Annotated in this window: 20 protein-coding genes and 1 pseudogene; 9 read left to right on the forward strand and 12 right to left on the reverse strand. The window is 63.3% G+C overall.

The genetic code is table 11. The features are described from left to right. Window positions 1-120: 120 nt before the first annotated feature. Together AC0L39_RS11390 and AC0L39_RS11395 are read right to left on the reverse strand one after the other, a co-directional pair. On the reverse strand, window positions 121-483 hold the full coding sequence (locus AC0L39_RS11390; protein WP_473257965.1) for a hypothetical protein: 363 nt from the start codon (window positions 481-483) through the stop codon (window positions 121-123). Beyond that, window positions 476-937: a peptidylprolyl isomerase gene (locus AC0L39_RS11395; protein WP_473257966.1), complete on the reverse strand. Its 462-nt coding sequence runs from the start codon at window positions 935-937 to the stop codon at window positions 476-478. The genes AC0L39_RS11390 and AC0L39_RS11395 overlap by 8 nt, the downstream gene beginning before the upstream one ends. Window positions 938-1032: 95 nt before the next feature. Between AC0L39_RS11395 and mgtE the strand changes: the two genes are divergently transcribed. From mgtE to AC0L39_RS11410, 3 genes are read left to right on the forward strand one after another with little or no spacing between them, the layout of a single operon-like run. Next, window positions 1033-2478 (forward strand): magnesium transporter, encoded by a 1446-nt coding sequence (gene mgtE / locus AC0L39_RS11400; RefSeq protein ID WP_473257968.1) that lies wholly within the window; start codon window positions 1033-1035, stop codon window positions 2476-2478. 38 nt (window positions 2479-2516) lie between these two features. Next, complete coding sequence (locus tag AC0L39_RS11405) at window positions 2517-3278, forward strand: glucose 1-dehydrogenase (protein WP_473257970.1); 762 nt, start codon at window positions 2517-2519, stop codon at window positions 3276-3278. Between the two features lie 30 nt (window positions 3279-3308). Continuing rightward, entirely contained in the window at window positions 3309-3701 is a 393-nt protein-coding gene (locus tag AC0L39_RS11410; protein ID WP_473257971.1) for a DUF1489 family protein, read from the forward strand. A gap of 9 nt (window positions 3702-3710) precedes the next feature. On the opposite strand, the gene AC0L39_RS11415 is transcribed toward AC0L39_RS11410, so the two are convergent. Continuing rightward, window positions 3711-4376: a cytochrome b/b6 domain-containing protein gene (locus AC0L39_RS11415; RefSeq protein ID WP_473257973.1), complete on the reverse strand. Its 666-nt coding sequence runs from the start codon at window positions 4374-4376 to the stop codon at window positions 3711-3713. A gap of 18 nt (window positions 4377-4394) precedes the next feature. Further along, entirely contained in the window at window positions 4395-4931 is a 537-nt protein-coding gene (locus AC0L39_RS11420; RefSeq protein WP_473257974.1) for a c-type cytochrome, read from the reverse strand. Window positions 4932-5053: 122 nt separating this feature from the next. Here AC0L39_RS11420 and AC0L39_RS11425 point away from each other — a divergent pair, with 122 nt between their 5' ends. Continuing rightward, on the forward strand, window positions 5054-5299 hold the full coding sequence (locus tag AC0L39_RS11425; protein WP_473257976.1) for a hypothetical protein: 246 nt from the start codon (window positions 5054-5056) through the stop codon (window positions 5297-5299). Window positions 5300-5338: 39 nt separating this feature from the next. Here AC0L39_RS11425 and AC0L39_RS11430 read toward each other — a convergent pair whose 3' ends face one another. The 3 genes from AC0L39_RS11430 to AC0L39_RS11440 are packed head-to-tail and all read right to left on the reverse strand — an operon-like array spanning window position 5339 to window position 8273. Further along, complete coding sequence (locus tag AC0L39_RS11430) at window positions 5339-6031, reverse strand: DsbA family oxidoreductase (RefSeq protein WP_473257977.1); 693 nt, start codon at window positions 6029-6031, stop codon at window positions 5339-5341. After that, entirely contained in the window at window positions 6028-6957 is a 930-nt protein-coding gene (gene nudC, locus AC0L39_RS11435; RefSeq protein WP_473257979.1) for an NAD(+) diphosphatase, read from the reverse strand. The genes AC0L39_RS11430 and nudC overlap by 4 nt, the downstream gene beginning before the upstream one ends. Beyond that, entirely contained in the window at window positions 6957-8273 is a 1317-nt protein-coding gene (locus AC0L39_RS11440; RefSeq protein ID WP_473257982.1) for a serine hydrolase domain-containing protein, read from the reverse strand. The genes nudC and AC0L39_RS11440 overlap by 1 nt, the downstream gene beginning before the upstream one ends. A gap of 106 nt (window positions 8274-8379) precedes the next feature. Here AC0L39_RS11440 and AC0L39_RS11445 point away from each other — a divergent pair, with 106 nt between their 5' ends. Next, window positions 8380-8601 carry a hypothetical protein gene (locus AC0L39_RS11445; RefSeq protein ID WP_473257983.1) on the forward strand — a complete coding sequence of 74 codons (222 nt, stop codon included), beginning with the start codon at window positions 8380-8382 and terminating at the stop codon, window positions 8599-8601. Here the strand turns inward: AC0L39_RS11445 and AC0L39_RS11450 are convergent. After that, window positions 8598-9635: an A/G-specific adenine glycosylase gene (locus AC0L39_RS11450; protein WP_473257984.1), complete on the reverse strand. Its 1038-nt coding sequence runs from the start codon at window positions 9633-9635 to the stop codon at window positions 8598-8600. The genes AC0L39_RS11445 and AC0L39_RS11450 overlap by 4 nt on opposite strands. Window positions 9636-9658: 23 nt before the next feature. Between AC0L39_RS11450 and AC0L39_RS11455 the strand changes: the two genes are divergently transcribed. The 4 genes and pseudogenes from AC0L39_RS11455 (at window position 9659) to AC0L39_RS11470 (ending at window position 15332) form a co-directional block, all read left to right on the forward strand. Further along, window positions 9659-10225, forward strand: coding sequence for a DUF721 domain-containing protein (locus AC0L39_RS11455; RefSeq protein ID WP_473257985.1), 567 nt, complete (start codon window positions 9659-9661; stop codon window positions 10223-10225). Then, window positions 10222-10986: a DsbA family protein gene (locus tag AC0L39_RS11460; RefSeq protein ID WP_473257987.1), complete on the forward strand. Its 765-nt coding sequence runs from the start codon at window positions 10222-10224 to the stop codon at window positions 10984-10986. Before AC0L39_RS11455 ends, AC0L39_RS11460 begins: the two co-directional genes overlap by 4 nt. A gap of 143 nt (window positions 10987-11129) precedes the next feature. Further along, window positions 11130-11888 carry a thioredoxin domain-containing protein gene (locus AC0L39_RS11465; RefSeq protein WP_473257989.1) on the forward strand — a complete coding sequence of 253 codons (759 nt, stop codon included), beginning with the start codon at window positions 11130-11132 and terminating at the stop codon, window positions 11886-11888. A 20-nt stretch (window positions 11889-11908) separates the two neighbouring features. Continuing rightward, window positions 11909-15332 (forward strand): annotated as a pseudogene (locus AC0L39_RS11470) (chromosome segregation SMC family protein). Between the two features lie 20 nt (window positions 15333-15352). Here AC0L39_RS11470 and AC0L39_RS11475 read toward each other — a convergent pair. The 4 genes from AC0L39_RS11475 to plsX all read right to left on the reverse strand — a co-directional run bounded on the left by AC0L39_RS11475 (window position 15353) and on the right by plsX (window position 18316). Continuing rightward, window positions 15353-15784 carry a MerR family transcriptional regulator gene (locus AC0L39_RS11475; protein WP_473257990.1) on the reverse strand — a complete coding sequence of 144 codons (432 nt, stop codon included), beginning with the start codon at window positions 15782-15784 and terminating at the stop codon, window positions 15353-15355. Window positions 15785-15825: 41 nt separating this feature from the next. After that, the gene (locus tag AC0L39_RS11480; RefSeq protein ID WP_473257992.1) at window positions 15826-16128 is read right to left on the reverse strand and encodes an integration host factor subunit alpha; all 303 of its coding nucleotides are present in this window, start codon (window positions 16126-16128) and stop codon (window positions 15826-15828) included. Between the two features lie 125 nt (window positions 16129-16253). Next, window positions 16254-17231: a beta-ketoacyl-ACP synthase III gene (locus tag AC0L39_RS11485; protein ID WP_473257995.1), complete on the reverse strand. Its 978-nt coding sequence runs from the start codon at window positions 17229-17231 to the stop codon at window positions 16254-16256. Continuing rightward, a complete protein-coding gene (plsX, locus tag AC0L39_RS11490) occupies window positions 17228-18316 on the reverse strand; it encodes a phosphate acyltransferase PlsX (protein WP_473257996.1) in 1089 nt (362 codons plus the stop codon). Before plsX ends, AC0L39_RS11485 begins: the two co-directional genes overlap by 4 nt. Between the last annotated feature and the right edge of the window lie 31 nt (window positions 18317-18347).

An 18347-nucleotide genomic window follows, 5' to 3' on the forward strand; every position in this document is an offset into this window, starting at 1 on the left:
CCGCCGGGTTCGGTCCGGCAGGGGGAGCGCGATTGCGTGATGTCGGGATAGGTGACGCAGCCGGAAAGGAGGAGTGCGAAGGACGCGATTACAACGTGATTCGGCGCTCTAAACAGAAGATCAAGGACCGACATGACCGAATACAGCCCAAATCTCACTGATCCGTCCATCCTTTTCGCGCCAACGAACAGACCATAATGAAGAAATTGGGAAGCCTTTGTTGCGATACGTGAGGACGCGGAAGTCATCGCTCGAAGTAATCGTTTCTTCAAACCCCTGAGCCAATAAAGCGGCTATCATGAATTCGACATCCGAACCGACGGGAAACAGCTCCTCCACTCGTTGCTGAAACGCTACTTCCCCTTTGGGCACAGACGTCGAGAGGTCTCGAGCAATTTCCGGCGCCGCGACGGCGCCGCAACCAGCCAAAGCCAGCAATCCAGCGACCGCTGCGAGCCGAAAAGCACTTCCAATCTCAGCCAACCGTCGCCTTCACGATCTTGCCCGGCTGCGCGGGCGGTTCGCCTTTTGGCAGTGCATGGACGTGCTCCATGCCGCTCTGGACCTGGCCCCAGACGGTGTATTGTCCGTCGAGGAATTCTGCGTCTTCGAAGCAGATGAAGAACTGGCTGTTGGCGCTGTCGGGCATTTGCGAGCGAGCCATCGAGCAGGTGCCCTCGGTGTGCGGCTCTGCATTGAATTCGGCTTTCAGGTCTGGCTTGTCGCTGCCGCCCATTCCGGTTCCGGTCGGATCGCCGCCCTGCGCCATGAAGCCGGGGATCACGCGGTGGAACACCACGCCATCGTAAAAGCCGTCCTTGGCAAGCTCGGTAATGCGCTCGACATGGCCGGGGGCGAGGTCGGGACGCAGCTTGATCGTAACGTCCTTGCCCGCGCCATCGCCGGTGTCGAGCGTGAGGGTGAGTGTGTCGGCCATGAATGAATCTCCTTTGATTTGCCACGGCGCTATAAAGAGTTGAGCGCCAGAGTCACCCGCTTGCTTTTCAAGGGCGCGACTCTAAACCCGCACCCATGGTCGAACCGACAGATCTTCACGACGACACGCTGCTGGCCGACTCGCCGGAAGAAGAAGTGCGCCCGGACGACCGGATCGACGATGAGCGCCATGACGAGGAAAATCGGCTCAAACCCGAATATGTGCGCGGCGTGCGCGATGCGCTGGAGGCGGGCGATAAAGGCGTGGTCTATGACCTTGTCGAGCCGCTGCACCCGGCTGACATTGCCGACCTGATCGAGCTGCTCGACAGTGACGAGCGCGCGCAGCTTGCGACATCGATCACCGACCTGATGACGAGCGATGTCGTTGCCGAGCTCAACGATCACGTCCGCGAAGTGATGATGGAGGCGCTCGAGCCCGAAGCGGTCGCCACCATTGCCGAACAGCTGGAAACCGATGACGCGGTCCAGCTGCTCGAAGACCTCGACGAAGACGACCAGAAGGCGATCATCGCCGAGCTGGAGCCGGAAACGCAGGCGGCGGTCGAGAGCGCGCTCGCCTATCCGGAGGAGACGGCTGGACGCCTCATGAACCGCCACGTGATGGCGGTGCCGGAACACCTGACCATCGGCGATCTGATCGATTTCCTGCGGGAAAACGGCGATCTCGAGCACGATTTCCACGAGGTCTTCGTGATCGACGCGGCGCACCATCCGGTGGGCACATGCGCGCTCAACTGGATCCTCACGACGCCGCGCTCGGTCAAGCTCACCGACGTGATGAAACGCGACCAAACCCTGATCCCGGTGACGATGGACCAGGAAGAAGTCGCGCTGATGTTCCAGAAATACGCGCTGATCTCCGCCGCCGTGGTGGACGATAGCGGGCGGCTGGTCGGGCAGATGACGGTCGACGATATCGTCCACATCATCTCCGAGGAAGCGGGCGAGGATGCGCTGCTGCTGTCGGGCGCAGGCGACGGCGATATCAATGAACCGATCCGCGAGGCCTATTCGAGCCGCGTGCGCTGGTTGATCGCCAATCTCGGCACGGCGGTGGTTGCGAGCGCCATCATCGCATTTTTCGGAGCGGCGATCGAAAAGCTCGTGGCGCTCGCAGTTCTCATGCCGATCGTCGCGAGTATCGGCGGCAATGCAGGCACTCAAACGATGGCAGTGGCGGTGCGCGCCATCGCGACAAACCAGCTGACCCGCGCCAATACAAGACGGATCTTGTGGAAGGAGCTGCGCGTCGCGGTCCTCAACGGGGCGACGGTTGCGGTGCTGATCGGGATCGCGGCAGCGCTGCTGTTCTCTCCGATGATGGGCGTGGTCATCGCTGCGGCCATGATCATCAATATCGCCGTCGCCGGCCTTGCAGGCGTGCTCGTGCCCGTAATTTTCGAGCGCCTGAACCAGGACCCTGCCGTCGCTTCATCGGTGTTCGTGACGATGATTACCGATTCCATGGGCTTCTTCGCCTTCTTAGGTTTGGCAGTGGCGAGCGGCCTCACCGGCTGATAGCGCGTCCTCTCGGCGACGATTGAGGGGAGAATGAAATGGGCAGGGTTCAGGACAAGGTCGTGCTGCTTACAGGCGGCGCGATGGGATTGGGCAAGGCCGCGGCAAAGGCGCTGCTGGCCGAGAGCGCGACCGTCATCATCACCGATATCGACGAGGCGGCAGGCACGGCAACTGCAAGCGAGCTTGGCGCGAATTGTTCATTCCTGCCGCAGGACGTCACCGATTGGGAGCGCTGGCAGGCGCTCATCGCCGAGGTCGAGGAGAGCCACGGGCGGCTCGACGTGCTGGTCAACAATGCCGCCGTCACCGTGTTCGGCTCCATCGCCGACATCAGCCCGGAGGATTTCCGGCGGTGCTACACGGTCGACGTCGATTCCATCTTCATGGGCTGCAAGGCGGCGATTCCGCTGATGGCGCGGTCCGGCGGTGGGTCGATCATCAATTTCTCCAGCGCGGCTGCGAACAAGCCCAATGCCGACCTCGCCGCGTATAACAGCGCGAAGGCTGCCGTGCCGATGCTGACGAAATCCATCGCGCTGTATTGCGCGCGCGAGCAGAACAATGTGCGGGTGAACTCGGTCCAGCCGGGCACGATCCTCACCCCCAATGTCGAGAGCGTGATCGCGGGCGCGCCCGATCCCGACGCCACGCGTGAGGCGTTCTCCATCGCCCAGCCGATAGGCCGCATGGGAGAGCCGGAGGATATCGCGCATCTCATCGTCTATCTCGCCAGCGATGAGAGCAGGTTCGCGACCGGCGCGCCCTTCATTGTGGATGGCGGGCTAAGCATCGCTTGAACCGCGCGCAGGAAACGCCAGATTGAACCCATGCCTCTGCACATGACCAAGATCGCGTTCGGCGCGAAGAGCTGGAAGGACCTGGCGGGCTGGTACACAAACCGAAGCGAGATCGCGCTGACCACCAAGTATCGTCCCACGCGGCACGAGGAAATGGTTGGAGGCTCGCTTTACTGGATTCTCAATCACTCACTCGTCGCGCGCTCGGAAATCCTGGGCTTTACCGAAACCAGAGACGGGCGCTGGCACATCAATCTCAAGCCGGAGCTTGTCCGCGTTCATCAGAAGCGCAAACGCGCGCATCAGGGCTGGCGCTACCTCAAGGAAGAGGATGCACCGCGCGATCTTGCCGAGGGCGAAGAGATTGGCGACGTCCTGCCGGGGAAGATGGCGGCAAAGCTGGAGCGGCTTGGGCTGATCTAGTCGGCGAAACTAGCCGAGCGGCGGCGCGCCCAGCCATACCCACGACGCCAACGCCGCAGCAACGATGAATGCGATGCCCGCCCTGCCCCAGTCAGGAGCTTCGATGCCTTCGACATTCACAGGCACCTCGCGCTTTCCAGTGACCATTGGTCCGACAATATCGTCCATGCGAATAAAGGCGTAAACGCTGATCGCGATGATGTGCAGCGCGATCATGCCAAGGACGACATAGACGAATATCTCGTGCCAGTCGGTAAGCCTATCGGCGGTCATCACGCCGACAAGACTGTTGAGCGGCCCGGTCGCGCCGTCATAAGGATCGCCTGCGAACAGCCCCATGCCGACCTGCGCAAGCATCACTGACAACAGAGCCAGGACCGCCAGCGCGCCAAGCGGATTGTGCCCGATATTCTCGTCCTTGGAGTAACATCCCTTGAGATAGGCGATCACACGCGACGGACCGGCAACGAAATTCGCGAAACGGGCCGTTCGCGTCCCGATGAAACCCCAGACCAGCCTGAAAATGAGGACGCCGAGCAGCACCACGCCCAGCCGCGTGTGCCACCACCACAGCGAATTCTCACCAGTGTACCACATCGCCAGCACGAGGCCGACGAAGCTCCAATGGCTAAGCCGTACTGGCAGATCCCAGACTTTGACCGGGCGGGTCGTCATGGAATTGGGGCCGGTAGATTAGTCGTCATCGACGCGGAACTTGTCGTGGCAGGCCTTGCAGGTGCCGCCCATTTCCTTGGCCTGAGCGCCCACCGCAGCGGCATCTCCAGTGGCCGCCACTGTGACGAGCTCAGCGCTGGCTGCGACAAGGTCTTGCGCCGCTTGCTCGAACTCGGTCGGTTGCTCCCAGATCGCAGCAAGCGCTTCGGTGTCGTAGCCATCATCGATGCTTGTGCCCTCGGGGAAATATCCGGTGATCCGCTTCGCGCGTTCGTTGATATCGGTCGCTTGCGCCTCGATCGCTGCGAAGTCCGGATCGCCGCTTTCAAGCTGGCCGCGGATCGCCTTGAAGGCATCGCCAATGGCTTCGTAATTGTCCTGCCGCTCATATATGATTGCAGGTTCCTCGGTTACGGACGCTACCCCGTCGTCTTGGGGACCGGCTTCACGGTACTGCGCGCCGTGAGCGTCAGAAGGATTGCCGCAGGGCCGATGGCGCGAAGAACGCTCTTGGATTGCATGGTCGATAACTCCGGTCGCGAAAGGGGTCGTCACGATAGGTCGCTTCCGGGCCGGCGGCAAATTGTCATTTTCGCGAGTGAAGGCCGGGTCAGGCAGGCGCGCGAATCCGGAACCAATGGGCGGTGTTTTCCATTGATTGCAAAAGGAGATTATTCATGCCCGAAAGACAAAGCCTTCACCCCGATAACGAACTGATCGACGAATTGACCGCCGGTCTCACGCCGTCACAATCCAGCACATCGGGCGGCAGCGTCAACGTGCGCGTCGGCAAGCGCGCCGAGCTCAACCGTGCGACCGATCCGGACAACAGGGAGCCGGTGATCGGCTCCGACAATCCGGTTCAGGATGCGCAAAAGGGTCCGAAGACAATGCAGGCGATCAAGCAGGGCCAGGCGAACTGATCCGCGAACCGACCGGCAATTACGAAACCCGCGCCTGAGCTAACCTGCTTCGGCGCGGGTTTTTTGTGCGACCCGGCGCAGCGCATTCACATAGGTTTCCGGAGCCTGCGCGCCGGGGATCATAAACTTCTCATTCACGATCATCGCCGGAACGCCTGAAATGTTGAGGTCCCACGCCTGCCGCTCTTCGGCGACTACTCGCGCTTCGAGATCGGGATCGCTCAGTGCCGCTTTCGCCGCTTCGCGGTGCAGCCCGACATCGGCGGCAATATCGAGCAGCACCTCGCGGTCACCGATGCGCCTGCGTTCGTTGAAATGCGCCTTGAACAGAGCGAGCTTCAACTGCGTCTGCACCTGCGGCCCGGCCTGTTCGAGCGCGAAGCCGAGCAGTTTGTGCGCGTCGCGGGTGTTCCAGATCATCGCAGGCGGCGCATCGCCCTCACCCTCATAGGCGAGCGACACGCCCGCCCCTTCGGCGATGTCTTTCATCTGGCTGCGCACCGCCGCGCCTTCTTCAGCCGAGCGGCGATATTTGCGCTGAAGGTGCGCTTCCTGTTCCTCGCCCTCGCTCGGCATATCCGGGTTGAGTTCGAACGGGCGCCAACGGATCTCCGCGTCGATCTCGCCATCGAGTTCGCCGAGAGCCTTTTGCAGCTGGCCGTAACCGATCGCACACCACGGGCACATGACGTCCGAATAGATGTCGATGGTCAGCTTTTCAGGCGCGCTCATTTCGATTTCTCCAGCCACCATTTCATCAGGCTGTAAGCGATAGCAGTCGGCGGCGGCGCGGTGAACGCTGTCTCCGCACCGTCCCCCTCATATCCGCGCGCATGGGCGACCGATTTCTCGACTTCCTCGCGGGTGAACCATCGCGCTTCTTCAAGTTCCTCAACGTCGAGCGTGATTTCGGTGTCGTCGGTCTGCGAATAGCAGCCAATCATCAGCTGGCTGGGGAATGGCCACGGCTGGGTCGCGATATATTCGACATCGCGCACGCGCAGGCCAGCCTCTTCCCAGACCTCGCGCGCCACGGCCTCCTCGACGGTTTCGCCCGGCTCCACGAACCCTGCGAGGGCGGAGAAACTGCGCGGCGGAAAACGGGGCTGGCGGCCCAGAAGCAGACGGCCCTCGTTCTCGACCAGCATGATCGTGACCGGATCGGTGCGCGGGAAATGCTGCGCCTGGCACGCCCCGCACGTGCGCTGCCAGCCGCCTTTGGCGATTGTCGTTCCTGCGCCGCAGCGGGCGCAGAATTTGTGCCGCGCATGCCAATCGACGAGGCTGCGCGCGCCGCCATAGATTGCGAGATCGGGCAGGCTCAGCTGCTGGATCGCCTGCCATGCGCGAGGCATGGCATAGGCAGGCCCAGTCGCCCCATCATCGGGGACAGCGGCAAAGCACGCCTTGTCATCGAGCAGGCCGAGGAAGACCAGCTCCGCATCTGGATCGATATCGGCCAAGGTGCCCCATAGCAGCGCGCCGTCATCGCCGATCTGTGGCAGCAAGCCATCGAGCAGCAGCACCTTCGCGCGCCAGTCCATCCTTGCAGACAGCGCCTCTGGATCGACCCGGATCAGGTCGGCGCGGTCTATCGGAGAGCCCGCAAATGCGATCGGGCCGGTGCGGGCAAGCTCTGGATGCGCCGGGTGGCTCATCAGGCCGCCTTGGCAGCGCGCATCGCAGTGAGGTCGGCCTCCAGCGCCTCGAGAAATTCGTCGCGCATCGGATAGGCCTCGGTCGGCATGTACTGTGTCCAGAGTGCGGATCGCAGGCCGAGATTGTAATCGACCGCAGCGATAGTGCCCGCAGCGCCGCCCCAGCCGAACGTGCCATCGACCACGCGGCCACCGGCGCCGTGGCCTTGCCCTGCCATCCACGATCCGTTGGTATCGACCGACTTGGGCAGCAGGTTGGAGGTGCCGACCCTGACGGCCAGCTCACCCATCACCTCGGTCCCGTCGATTGTGCCGTAGCCGAGCAACATGCGCAGGAACCGGTCGTAATCCTTGGGCGTAGAGACCAGCCCGCCTCCGCCCGACGGCACTTTGGGCGCGTCGCTGTAGATCGTCGCCGCCGCCGGATCGAGTGGCAGCGGAAAGCCGCCGAGAATGCCGTAATTGTCGGTCATGCGCGAAAGTTCGCTCTGCGGCACGGTCATCCAGGTGCTGTCCATGCCGCACGGTTCGAAGATGCGCTTGGCGAGGAACTCCTCGAAACCCATCCCCGATGCAACTTCGATCACCCGGCCCAAAAGGTCGATGCTGCACGAATAGCTCCACTTCGTCGCAGGCTGGTACATCAGCGGCAGCTCGGCAAGCCGGTCGGCCCAGACTTCAAGGCCCGGTGCGGGCGTAACCTGAGGGATGCCGGGGATCGGCATCCGGCTGACCCGGCCTCCGACAATGCCGGCGTCGTTATATGCATCGCGCAGCGGCCCTTCGCTGATGATGTTGTAACCAAGGCCCGCCGTATGGGTGAGCAGCTGGCGAATGGTGATCGGCTTATCGGCGGGAACCCTGTTGCCAAGCGAACCAGCCGGATCGACCAGCACCTGCATATCGCGGAACGCGGGAAGCACTTCATGCAGCGGCTGGTCGAGACCCAGCAGGCCATCGTCGATCAGCATCATGGTCGCCATGCCGGTCACCGGCTTCGTCATCGAATAGATGCGGTAAAGCGAATCCTCGTCCACCGCGCGGGCGCGATTGAAGCCGAGTTTCCCGCCGCCGACCGTATGCGCATGGTCTTCCTGCCCCCAGCCGAAAGTGAGGAACAGGTTCGCCACTTTCCCTTCCGAGAGGTAGCGCTGGGCGAGCGATGCGACAGTCGGCCATGCCTGGCTTACGTCATGGGCAAGCAGACTGCGCCCGAACGGCAGCGTGCTGAGCGCAGCGCCCGCCGCGAGGTAGCTTCCGCCCCGAAACAGCGAGCGGCGTGAAAGGTCGGTCTGGTGGAATGCGCGAAATGCCATGGGGGTATTCTCTCCGGGGGGTTTTGCTTGACGCCTGTGTGAGCGAGTTGAAACCAGTGGTCAATCAGGACTTGATCTTCAGCGGTGTGGTAGCCATATAACACACATGTTCAATCTCCTCTCCTGGCTTATCGGCCTCCTCTCGCTTGTCATCGTGATACCGGCCCAGATCCCGCTGCTCGGCTGGGCCAACTGGATCGCCTTGCCCTTCATCGTGGTCGGCATCATATTTGGAGCGCTTTCCTCGAGCGACAGTGGGCGCAATTTCTGCCTCGTCGTCCTGCTTATCGCGGCGATCCGCCTCACTATCGGGGGCGGAATTCTTTAATCGCGCGCTAGAGCGAGCCTTGCGGCTTTCAGGAACAAGGTCGGCAGGCCCGCCTCTTCGATCCGCTGGATCGGCCACCACTCGCCATCGCCTTGCGGGTCGGTGGCGATTTGCGCGCGGCTGACGCTCAGGGTCAGGTGCGCGTGGGTAAAAGTATGGCGCACTGCGCCAAGCTCCTGCCATTTCGCAGCAAACGGCGCTTCATCCGCACCGTCCTCGCGGGCCGTCCACCCGTCATCGGGAAGCGCGCGCATCCCGCCTAGCATTCCGGTTCCTTCGCGCGTGACGAGCCAGACATGCTCGCCGCGCTCGATCCAGTAGGCCCTGCCGCTCCGTTCGGGTTTGACCTTCTTGGCAGGTTTGACCGGCAGACGTTCCGGCGCACCGGCCTTCCTTCCCTCGCAATTATCATGCAGCGGGCACAGCGGGCAGCGCGGGGCCTTGCTCGTGCAAATCCCCGATCCGAGGTCCATCATCGCCTGCGCGAAATCACCGGAGCGATCCTGAGGCGTTATCGCTTCCGCGCGGGCGCGAATGGTCTTGCGCGATCCGGGCAAAGGCTCGATAATATTGAACAGGCGCGATACGACCCGCTCGACATTGGCATCGACCACCACCGCCCGCTCGCCAAATGCAATCGCCGCTATCGCCGCCGCAGTGTAAGCGCCTAGACCGGGAAGCTCGCGCAGCTCGGCCTCGGTTTTCGGAAAGCCGCCTTGCCCGGCCACCTCGCGCGCGCATTTCACCAGATTGCGGGCCCGCGAATAATAGCCCAGCCCTGCCCATGCGGCCATCACCTCGTCATCGGATGCAGCCGCGAGATCATCGACGCCCGGCCAGATGCGCAGGAATTTCTCGAAATACGGCTTCACCGCCGCAACCGTCGTTTGTTGCAGCATGACTTCGGATAGCCATACGCGGTAAGGCCATGCCGCGTTTTTGGGAGCAGGCTGCCCCGGTGGATTGCGCCACGGAAGCGAACGGGCATGGGCATCATACCAGTCCAGCAGCGTGGAAGAGATGTCGTCGGGCATGGAAGTCACGCGCGCCCTATGGCATGGCTCTTGGCGAGATGGGAAGCGACGACACCAGGAAGCCGGGCAAGGGGCGCAAGAAAACCGCCAAGCCCTATCTGCGTCCGCGCGGCGGCGGGCCCAAGGCCATTGGCGATCTCATGCCGGAAATCGGGCGCACGGCGTTTCGCCGCTTCGGCTTCGTTCAAAGCTCGGTCGTAACCCGCTGGCCGGAGATCGTCGGACCGAAACACGCCCGCGTGTGCAGCCCCGAGGCGATCCGCTTTCCGCCGGGCGAGAAATCGGAAGGCATCCTGCACCTCGTCGTCAGCCCGGCCCACGCTCCGCTGATCCAGCAGGTCACGCCGGAAATCATGGAGCGGGTGAACCGCTTCTTCGGCTACAGCGCGGTTGCGCGCGTGAAGATCCGGCAAGGCGCGGTTAAGCCTGCCCATGCTCAAAAGCCCGCCAAGGCACCGCCTTCGCTCAAGCCGATCCCGATGGAACTGGGTGACAGCCTGCGCGATATTGGCGATCCGGAGCTGCGCACGGTGCTCGAATCGCTGGCGCGCAGCTTCGGCAAAAAGGAAAAGGACGGGGACGCAGAATGAGAGCATTGATGGGCGCTGCTGCGCTGGCTGCTCTGTGCCTTCCGGCTCTATCGTCGGCGCAATCGCTCGAAGACGAGCGCAGCGTGTTCAAGGATTTGACGAGCAAGAAGGCGTGGCACGCGGAGGTCGAGCGGACCGAACGCGGGCACCTGATCGGCAATCCCGATGCGGACGAGCGGCTCACGATGTTTGTGAGCTATGCCTGCGAGGGCTGCTACGATTTCGCGTTTCGCGGTGATCCCGAACTGGACCTCGCGCTGCTCGCTCCAGGCATACTGAGCCTCGAGATACGCCAGCGGCTGGACCATCCCGCCGACCTGCCACTCAGCCTGCTTGCGCAGTGCGGGGAGCCGGCCAAGTTCAAGGTCAACCATTCGATGCTGATGCGCGCGCAGGAGCGCTGGATGGAGCGCTGGGACAAGGCCTCGGCTTTCAACCGCACGAACTGGTCGCGCGGCACGCTTCCCGCCTGGCGCAGCCTCGTGAGCGCGCTCGATTTCGATGACATGATGGCGCGCCGTCGCGGATATTCGCGGATGGACCTGGGCCGCTGCCTGTCCGACCGCAAGGCCGCCGCCAAGCTGCGCGCGGATAGCGAGGCCGATACTGCGGAATACGGGCTGCCGACCGGCAGCGATGCTTTTTCCAAGCCCTATTTCGCGCTGAATGGCGAAATGCTCGAAGGGGTCCATTCATGGGACGCGCTTTACGAGGTGCTGTCCGGGCGCTTCAAACCCGAACCCGAGCCCGAGGACGATTAGCCTGACAAGCCTGCGCAATTCGTCCCAAAACGAGCCAATGGCGCAGTTATGCAGAATTTTTGCACAAGGACGTGTCCCCGCGCTATTGGCGCTCTCCGAACCACCCGTTTATCCTCTGCAATTCGATTGAAGGTAGCATCCAGATGATTTCGACCAGCAAACGCCGCATCGCGGCCCTCAGCCTGACCGCTCCTCTTGCGCTTGCGCTTGGCGCGTGCGGTGCTGAAACGGACGAAGGCGCCATTGCCGCCGGTGAACCGATCGAGGCGATTGCAGCGCCGGATGGCGCCAACTGGACCGAGACTGTCACGATTTCGGAAGACGATGGCTACGTCATCGGCAACCCCGATGCACCGCTGAAGCTCATCGAGTTCGCGTCTCACACATGCGGCGCCTGCGCGAGCTTTTCGCAGCTCGGCAAGGCTCCGCTGAAGGAATATGTCGAGACCGGCGTCGTCAGCTTCGAACAGCGCAATCTCGTGCGCGATCCGATCGATCTCACCATCGCTACGCTCGTGCGGTGCGGCCAGAAAGAAAACATGCAGCCCCTGTCCGATCAGGCATGGGGTTCGCTCAACGAAATCTTCGGCAGCATCCAGCAGAATTCGGCGCAGTACGAGGCATCGGGCAACCTTCCGATCGAGCAGCGCTTCATCGCAATCGCAGAGGCTGCCGGATTGATCGAATTCTTCTCGGCACGCGGGCTGTCTGCCGATCAGGCGCGCACCTGTCTTGCCGACACGCAGAAGATCGAGACCATAGCCAACAATTCGCAGGCTCAGGCCGACGAATTGAACGTGAGCGGCACTCCGACCTTCTTCCTCAATGGAAACCGCATCGAAGGCATTACCTGGAACGATGTCGAGCCCGCTCTCCAACGCGCCGGCGCGCGTACCGAGTAAGCGGGGGAAACAGCAAACATATGCAGATCAGCCGGCTCAAGCTCAGTGGTTTCAAGAGCTTTGTCGAGCCGGCCGAGTTGCGCATTGAACCCGGGCTGACCGGGGTCGTCGGGCCCAATGGCTGCGGCAAATCCAACCTTCTCGAAGCGATCCGCTGGGTCATGGGGGAAACCTCTGCCAAGTCGATGCGATCGGGCGGGATGGAAGACGTCATCTTCGCAGGCACATCCAGCCGCCCCGAGCGCGCCTTTGCCGAAGTTGTCCTGCACGCCGAAGACGACGAGGGCGAAGAACTGGTCGTTACCCGCCGGATCGAGCGCGGCGCTGGCAGCGCCTACCGCGTCAATGGCAGCGATGTCCGGGCCAAGGACGTCGCGCTGACCTTTGCCGATGCGGCAACCGGAGCGCACTCGCCTGCACTCGTCAGCCAGGGCAAGATCGCGCAGGTCATCGCCGCCAAGCCCGACGAGCGCCGCAAGATGCTCGAAGAGGCAGCGGGCATTTCCGGCCTCCATGTCCGGCGCAAGGATGCCGAAAGCAAACTGCGCTCGACCGAGGCGAACCTCGCGCGGCTCGAAGACCTCATGGCGGGGCTGGATCTCGCAGATGGCCTCGCTCAAGCGGCAGGCCAAACAGGCCGAGCGCTACAGGAAACTCACCGACCAGATCACCGTGGCCGAAGCGCGTCTGCTGTTCGCTCGCTGGCGCGACGCGGCAAAGGCAGCGAAAGAAGCGCGCGCCGCCGCAGAAGGTGCCGAGGCCCGCGTCGCCGAAGCCAAGGCCGCAACGGACGCTGCGCAAAAGGAACAGGCCGAGGCCGCCGCGAAACTTGCCGAAGCGCGCGACGAACTGACCGACCGCCGCGACGATGCCAGCGCGCATGGTCACCGCATGTCGGCGCTGTCCGAAAAGCTTGAGGCCGCCGAAGCGCGCCTCGCCGACCTTGATCGCCAGCGCACCCGCCTCGAAGAAGACCGCATCGCCGCCGACCGGATGACTTCGGACGCAGCCGAAGCGCTCAAGACCCTCGCCCGTGACCTTGACGCGAGCACTGCATCGGTCGCCGAGGCTGAAACCCGGCGGCCCGCGCTCGCGGATCGCAGCGAGGATTCAGAACGCGCGAGCCGGACCGCCGAACTGGCGCTGGCCAAGGCAACCGCCGACCATGCGGGTGTCGAGGCCGAGTGGCGCGTTGCCGAAGCCGCTATCGAGCAGGCCGAAGCGCGGCTGTCCCGGCTCGCCCGCGAAGAGGACCGGATCGCGAGCGCGCGCGCGGAACTCTCGAACGGGCAAGACCCCGACGACGCGGTGATTGCCGCAAGGGCAGCTGCCGATGACGCGGCAAGCGAGGTGTCCCGTCTCCGCGCGAAACTCGAGGGCGATCAGGCGCGCAAGGGCGATCTGCAGGAAGCGCGCGACGAGGCTGCCGCTGCCTATGCCACTGCAAAGGCGGAACTTGCCGGGATCGAGCGCGAATATACCGCGCTCACCCGCGACCGCGACGCCCGGGCAAAGCGCGCCGCGGGCCGCGAAGGGCTGCCCGCAGCGCTCGACAAGGTCAGCGTGGCGTCGGGCTATGAACGGGCTCTCGCAGCAGTGCTGGGGCGCGATGCGAAATCGCCGCTCGGCTCGCCGCAGGAAGCAAGGGACGGACGGTTCTGGACCGGCGGAAATGCGCCAGCACAGGTCGGCGACAGCCTGCTCGCCCATATCAAGCACTGCCCCGATGAATTGCGTGCGCGCCTCGCGCTGGTCCATGTAGCTGGCGAAGACGATGGCCGCACGCTCGCGCCGGGTGAATGGCTGGTCACGACCGGCGGGCACCTGCGCCGCTGGGACGGCTTCATCGCGCGCGGCGAAGGGTCGGCAGAAGCGGCCATGCTCGAAGCGGCGAACCGGCTCGCAGAACTTGAAAAGGTGCTGCCCGATCTGCGCAGCGCGGCAGAAGCCGCTGAAATCGGCGAGCGCACCGCGCGCGAGGAATTGAGCGCGCTCCAGACCGGACTGGTGGCGCAGGAACGGGAAATCGCGGGCGCAATCGAGGCGGAACGCCATGCGCTGCGGGCGCTCGATCAGGCCGAAGCGGCAAAGGAACGCGTCGCTGCGCGGCTCGAAGAACTGTCCAGCACGGCAAACGATCTGGCCGAGCAGGTCAGCGCTGCACAAAGCGAGCTCGAGGCGGCGCAAGAGCAGCGCGCAGCCTTGCCCTCGCCCGATACAGGCCGCGCCTCGCTCGATGCCGCGCGCTCCAAGCACGAAGCTGCCAAGTCGGCGGTACAGGCCGCGATGGCCGAACTGGCGGCGCACGATCAAGGCATGGCGGTTTCGCGGGAGCGGCTCGCGGCGCAGCAGGCCGATCATGCCAACTGGCAGGCGCGCTCCGGCGAAGCGGCGCAGCGCATGGCCGAAACCGCGCGCAGGCTCGAGGAAATCGAGGAAGAACGCGCGGTTATCGCGGCCAAGCCCGCCGCGCTGATGGCGGAGATCGAGCAGGGCGATGCGATGCGCGAACGCCTGACGCGCGAACTTGCCGAAGCCGAGCAGGCCAAGAACGAAGCACAGGGTCTGGTGACATCAGCCGACCGAACGCTGGCCGATGTGACCGAGAAACTGGCGCAGGCCCGCGAGGGACGCGCCACTCTCGCCGCGCGCGCAGAAAGCGAAGAGGAACGCCGCGGGGAAATGGCGCGTATATCGGGCGAGCGCTTTCAGTGCCCGCCGCCGCTGCTCTCCGAGCGGTTCGAATTCCCGGAAGACGACGTGAAGCATTCCTCGCAGGAATCCGAGGAGATGGACCGTCTCACTGCCAGCCGCGAGCGGATCGGGCCGGTCAACCTTGTTGCCGCAGACGAGCTCGCCCGGCTCGAAGACGAGCATGGCACCAATGCCACCGAACAGGCCGAGCTTGCCGAAGCGGTGAACCGGCTGCGCGGATCGATCGGCAACCTCAACCGCGAGGGGCGCGAACGTCTGAAGGCCGCATTCGAAGAGGTAGACGGGCATTTCCGCGTGCTCTTCACCCGGTTGTTCCAAGGCGGACAGGCGCATCTCGCGCTCGTCGACAGCGACGATCCGCTGGAGGCGGGCCTTGAGATTTTCGCCCAGCCGCCGGGCAAGCGCCTGCAATCGCTCTCACTGCTATCGGGCGGCGAGCAGGCGCTTACCGCGACCGCGCTGATCTTCGCGCTGTTCCTGACGAATCCGGCTCCGATCTGCGTTCTGGACGAAGTCGATGCGCCGCTCGACGATGCCAATGTGGAGCGGTTCTGCGACCTGCTCGACTCGATGGTGCGGACGACGAACACGCGCTATCTCATCGTCACCCATAACGCCGTGACGATGAGCCGGATGCACCGGTTGTTCGGAGTGACGATGGCTGAAAAAGGCGTGTCGCGCCTCGTCAGCGTCGATCTGGGCGAAGCGGAACTGATAGCGGCAGAGTGATCCGCCAGGCATGCGCCGGATCAGGTATCCAGCGCCTTTTCCAGGCGGCCGCGCACCTGCTTCAGCTTTGAAATTGCGCCGTTGATCTTTGGCTGGAGGCTAGCGGCGGCTGAGCCCTGCCCGCCACCTGCGTCACGCGCGCCGGCCCTGCGATCGCCGGAACGCCGATCCTCGCTGCGCCGATCAAGCTCGGACTTGCCCGATGACCGCAGCACGGCTTCGGCCCCTTTCAGGGTGTAGCCTTCCTCGTTCACTAGACGGTTGATCGTCTCGACCAACTCCACATCCTTGGGCCGGTAATAGCGCCGCCCGCCGCTGCGTTTCAGCGGTTTGAGCAGCGAAAACTGCTGCTCCCAATAGCGCAGCACGTGAGGCTTGATATCAAGCGCCTCACTGATCTCGCCGATGGTGCGCAGTGCACCATCGTCCTTGCCGTCCTCGAATTCAGCCATGCTACCCGTTCACTCCCAAATGGGCCCGGATCGGGCAAACGTCAGTCGCCTTTTGCGATCCGCTCTTTCAGCAATTGGCTTGCACGAAATGTCATCACTCTGCGCGGTGTAATCGGCACTTCGATCCCTGTCTTGGGGTTCCGTCCGATCCGTTCATTCTTGTCCCTGAGGACAAAGCTGCCGAATCCCGAAACCTTGACGTTCTCACCATCGGCGAGCGCGTCGGACATCTTGTCGAGAATCGATTCCACCATATCGAGCGATTCTGCGCGGCTAAAACCAAGCTTACGATTTATCGTTTCAGCCAGATCAGCCCGGGTCAAAGTCCCCACTGAACGCATCATACGCTTTTCTCCCTTCGTCGGTGCGACCCTGCACGAAGCTCATGAAGTGTAACGATTTTTGCTGAAAGCCGCAACTTGTATGGACATCGTTGCGGAGCTTGTGGACAAATCTGAGCATATCGCGCCTAAACGCGCATCAGTGTTGCGCCCCAGGTAAAGCCACCGCCCATCGCTTCGAACATCACCAGATCGCCCGGCTTGATCCGGCCGTCGCGGCGCGCAGTATCGAACGCCAGCGGAACCGACGCAGCCGAAGTATTTGCGTGCCGATCGACCGTCACGATCACTTTTTCCGCCGGAATGCCAAGCTTTCTCGCGGTTGCATCGAGTATCCGGGCATTCGCCTGATGGGGCACGACCCAATCGATATCGGATGCAGATATGCCAGCGTCGTCAATGACTTCGTTCAGGACGTTGGCAAGGTTTACGACGGCGTGGCGAAACACTTCCCGGCCTCTCATGCGCAAATGGCCGACGGTTTGCGTCGTCGAGGGTCCGCCGTCGACATAGAGCAGGTCGTGCTGCGCTCCGTCAGCGTGGAGGCGGCTCGCGAGGATGCCGGGAGCCGACGGATCGGGAGCGCTGTTTTCGTCCGGAGCCTCGAGCACGACGGCCCCCGCTCCGTCTCCGAACAGCACGCATGTGGTGCGGTCTTCCCAATCGAGGATACGGCTGAAAGTCTCAGCGCCAATGACCAGTGCGCGCTTGCCCATGCCGGTCTTCAGCAGCGAATCGGTCGTCGCCAGCGCATAGAGAAAGCCCGAGCAAACCGCAGCAACATCAAAGGCTACGCAGCCATTGCAGCCGAGCGCGTCCTGGACCTTGGTCGCAGTTGCGGGGAAAGTGTTGTCGGGCGTAGCCGTGGCCAGCACGATCAGGTCAATCGTGCTCGCATAGATCCCGGCATCGGCAATGGCCGCGCGGGCGGCGGCGATCGCCAGCGTCGCAGTCGTTTCGCCTTCGCCGGCAATGTGGCGCTGGCGGATGCCAGTGCGCTCGACGATCCATTCATCGCTGGTGTCGATCTGGGTCGCAAGCTCGGCATTGGTCAGCACCTTTTGCGGAAGTGCCGAACCCGATCCGAGCAAGCGCGCGCCTGTCACGCCGCGGCCTCGCTGCCTGCCGATGGCCCGCTGCCGTTTTCCTTCAGCGCTGCCTCACCCAGTTCATCAAGGTCATGGGCGATGCGCTGTGTCAGCTTGTCTTCGAGCAGCCGCGCGGCAACCGTGACTGCGTGGGCCACGCCCTTGGCGTTCGCGCTACCATGGCTTTTCACGACCACACCATTAAGGCCGAGGAAAACCGCGCCGTTGTGATTGTTGGGGTCGAGGTGGTGGCGCAGCAATTCGGTCGCGGGGCGGGAGACCAGGAAACCGATCTTCGAGCGCACAGAACTGGTAAAGGCCTGTTTGAGCAGGTCGGTGACGAACCGCGCCGATCCTTCGATGGCTTTCAGCGCGATATTGCCCGAGAACCCGTCGGTCACGACGACATGCGTTTCGCCGCGGTTGATCTTGTCGGATTCCACGAAGCCATCGAACTTGAGCGGCAGCCCGCCTGTGTCCCTCGCATTTGCCGCGGTGAGCCGTGCGGCTGCATCGCGCAAGGCCTCGGTGCCCTTGATCTCTTCGGTGCCGATATTCAGCAGGCGGACGGTCGGCTTTTCGAACCCGTTGACGATCCGCGAATAGGCGGCGCCCATGACCGCGAACTGGACGAGGTTGCGCGCGTCCGCATCGGTGTTTGCCCCGAGGTCGAGCATGACCACGTCGTGATGTTCGAGGGTCGGGAGCAGCGCCGCAAGCGCAGGACGATCGATGCCGGGCAAGGTGCGCAGGGCGATCTTGCTCATCGCCATCAGTGCGCCGGTGTTGCCCGCGCTGATCGCAGCGCCAGCAGCGCCTTCCTTCACCGCATTCACGGCAAGGCCCATAGAGGTCGTCTTGGCGCGGCGGATCGCACGGCTCGGCTGCTCATCGCCGCTGATCACATCCTCGCAGTGGAGGATTTCCGACGCGCCGCGCATGTTCGGGTGATCTTCAAGCGCGTTTTCGATCCGCGCCTGGTCGCCCACCAACAGGAAATTGAACTTGTCGTGAGAACGACGAGCCAGCGCCGCGCCTTCGACCATGACGCGCACGCCTTCGTCGCCGCCCATCGCGTCAACGGCGATACGCGGCAGGCTCATATCAGTCTCTCCGATGTCATCGTCAGCGGGG

Source organism: Erythrobacter sp. K21-9, assembly GCF_055808355.1.

Coding starts and splice junctions, on each gene's coding strand:
- AC0L39_RS11395 (WP_473257966.1), bottom strand. CDS start 937: ATGGCCGACACACTCACCCTCACGCTCGACACCGGCGATGGCGCGGGC.
- mgtE (WP_473257968.1), top strand. CDS start 1,033: ATGGTCGAACCGACAGATCTTCACGACGACACGCTGCTGGCCGACTCG.
- AC0L39_RS11405 (WP_473257970.1), top strand. CDS start 2,517: ATGGGCAGGGTTCAGGACAAGGTCGTGCTGCTTACAGGCGGCGCGATG.
- AC0L39_RS11410 (WP_473257971.1), top strand. CDS start 3,309: ATGCCTCTGCACATGACCAAGATCGCGTTCGGCGCGAAGAGCTGGAAG.
- AC0L39_RS11415 (WP_473257973.1), bottom strand. CDS start 4,376: ATGACGACCCGCCCGGTCAAAGTCTGGGATCTGCCAGTACGGCTTAGC.
- AC0L39_RS11425 (WP_473257976.1), top strand. CDS start 5,054: ATGCCCGAAAGACAAAGCCTTCACCCCGATAACGAACTGATCGACGAA.
- AC0L39_RS11430 (WP_473257977.1), bottom strand. CDS start 6,031: ATGAGCGCGCCTGAAAAGCTGACCATCGACATCTATTCGGACGTCATG.
- nudC (WP_473257979.1), bottom strand. CDS start 6,957: ATGAGCCACCCGGCGCATCCAGAGCTTGCCCGCACCGGCCCGATCGCA.
- AC0L39_RS11440 (WP_473257982.1), bottom strand. CDS start 8,273: ATGGCATTTCGCGCATTCCACCAGACCGACCTTTCACGCCGCTCGCTG.
- AC0L39_RS11445 (WP_473257983.1), top strand. CDS start 8,380: ATGTTCAATCTCCTCTCCTGGCTTATCGGCCTCCTCTCGCTTGTCATC.
- AC0L39_RS11450 (WP_473257984.1), bottom strand. CDS start 9,635: ATGCCCGACGACATCTCTTCCACGCTGCTGGACTGGTATGATGCCCAT.
- AC0L39_RS11455 (WP_473257985.1), top strand. CDS start 9,659: ATGGCTCTTGGCGAGATGGGAAGCGACGACACCAGGAAGCCGGGCAAG.
- AC0L39_RS11460 (WP_473257987.1), top strand. CDS start 10,222: ATGAGAGCATTGATGGGCGCTGCTGCGCTGGCTGCTCTGTGCCTTCCG.
- AC0L39_RS11465 (WP_473257989.1), top strand. CDS start 11,130: ATGATTTCGACCAGCAAACGCCGCATCGCGGCCCTCAGCCTGACCGCT.
- AC0L39_RS11475 (WP_473257990.1), bottom strand. CDS start 15,784: ATGGCTGAATTCGAGGACGGCAAGGACGATGGTGCACTGCGCACCATC.
- AC0L39_RS11480 (WP_473257992.1), bottom strand. CDS start 16,128: ATGATGCGTTCAGTGGGGACTTTGACCCGGGCTGATCTGGCTGAAACG.
- plsX (WP_473257996.1), bottom strand. CDS start 18,316: ATGAGCCTGCCGCGTATCGCCGTTGACGCGATGGGCGGCGACGAAGGC.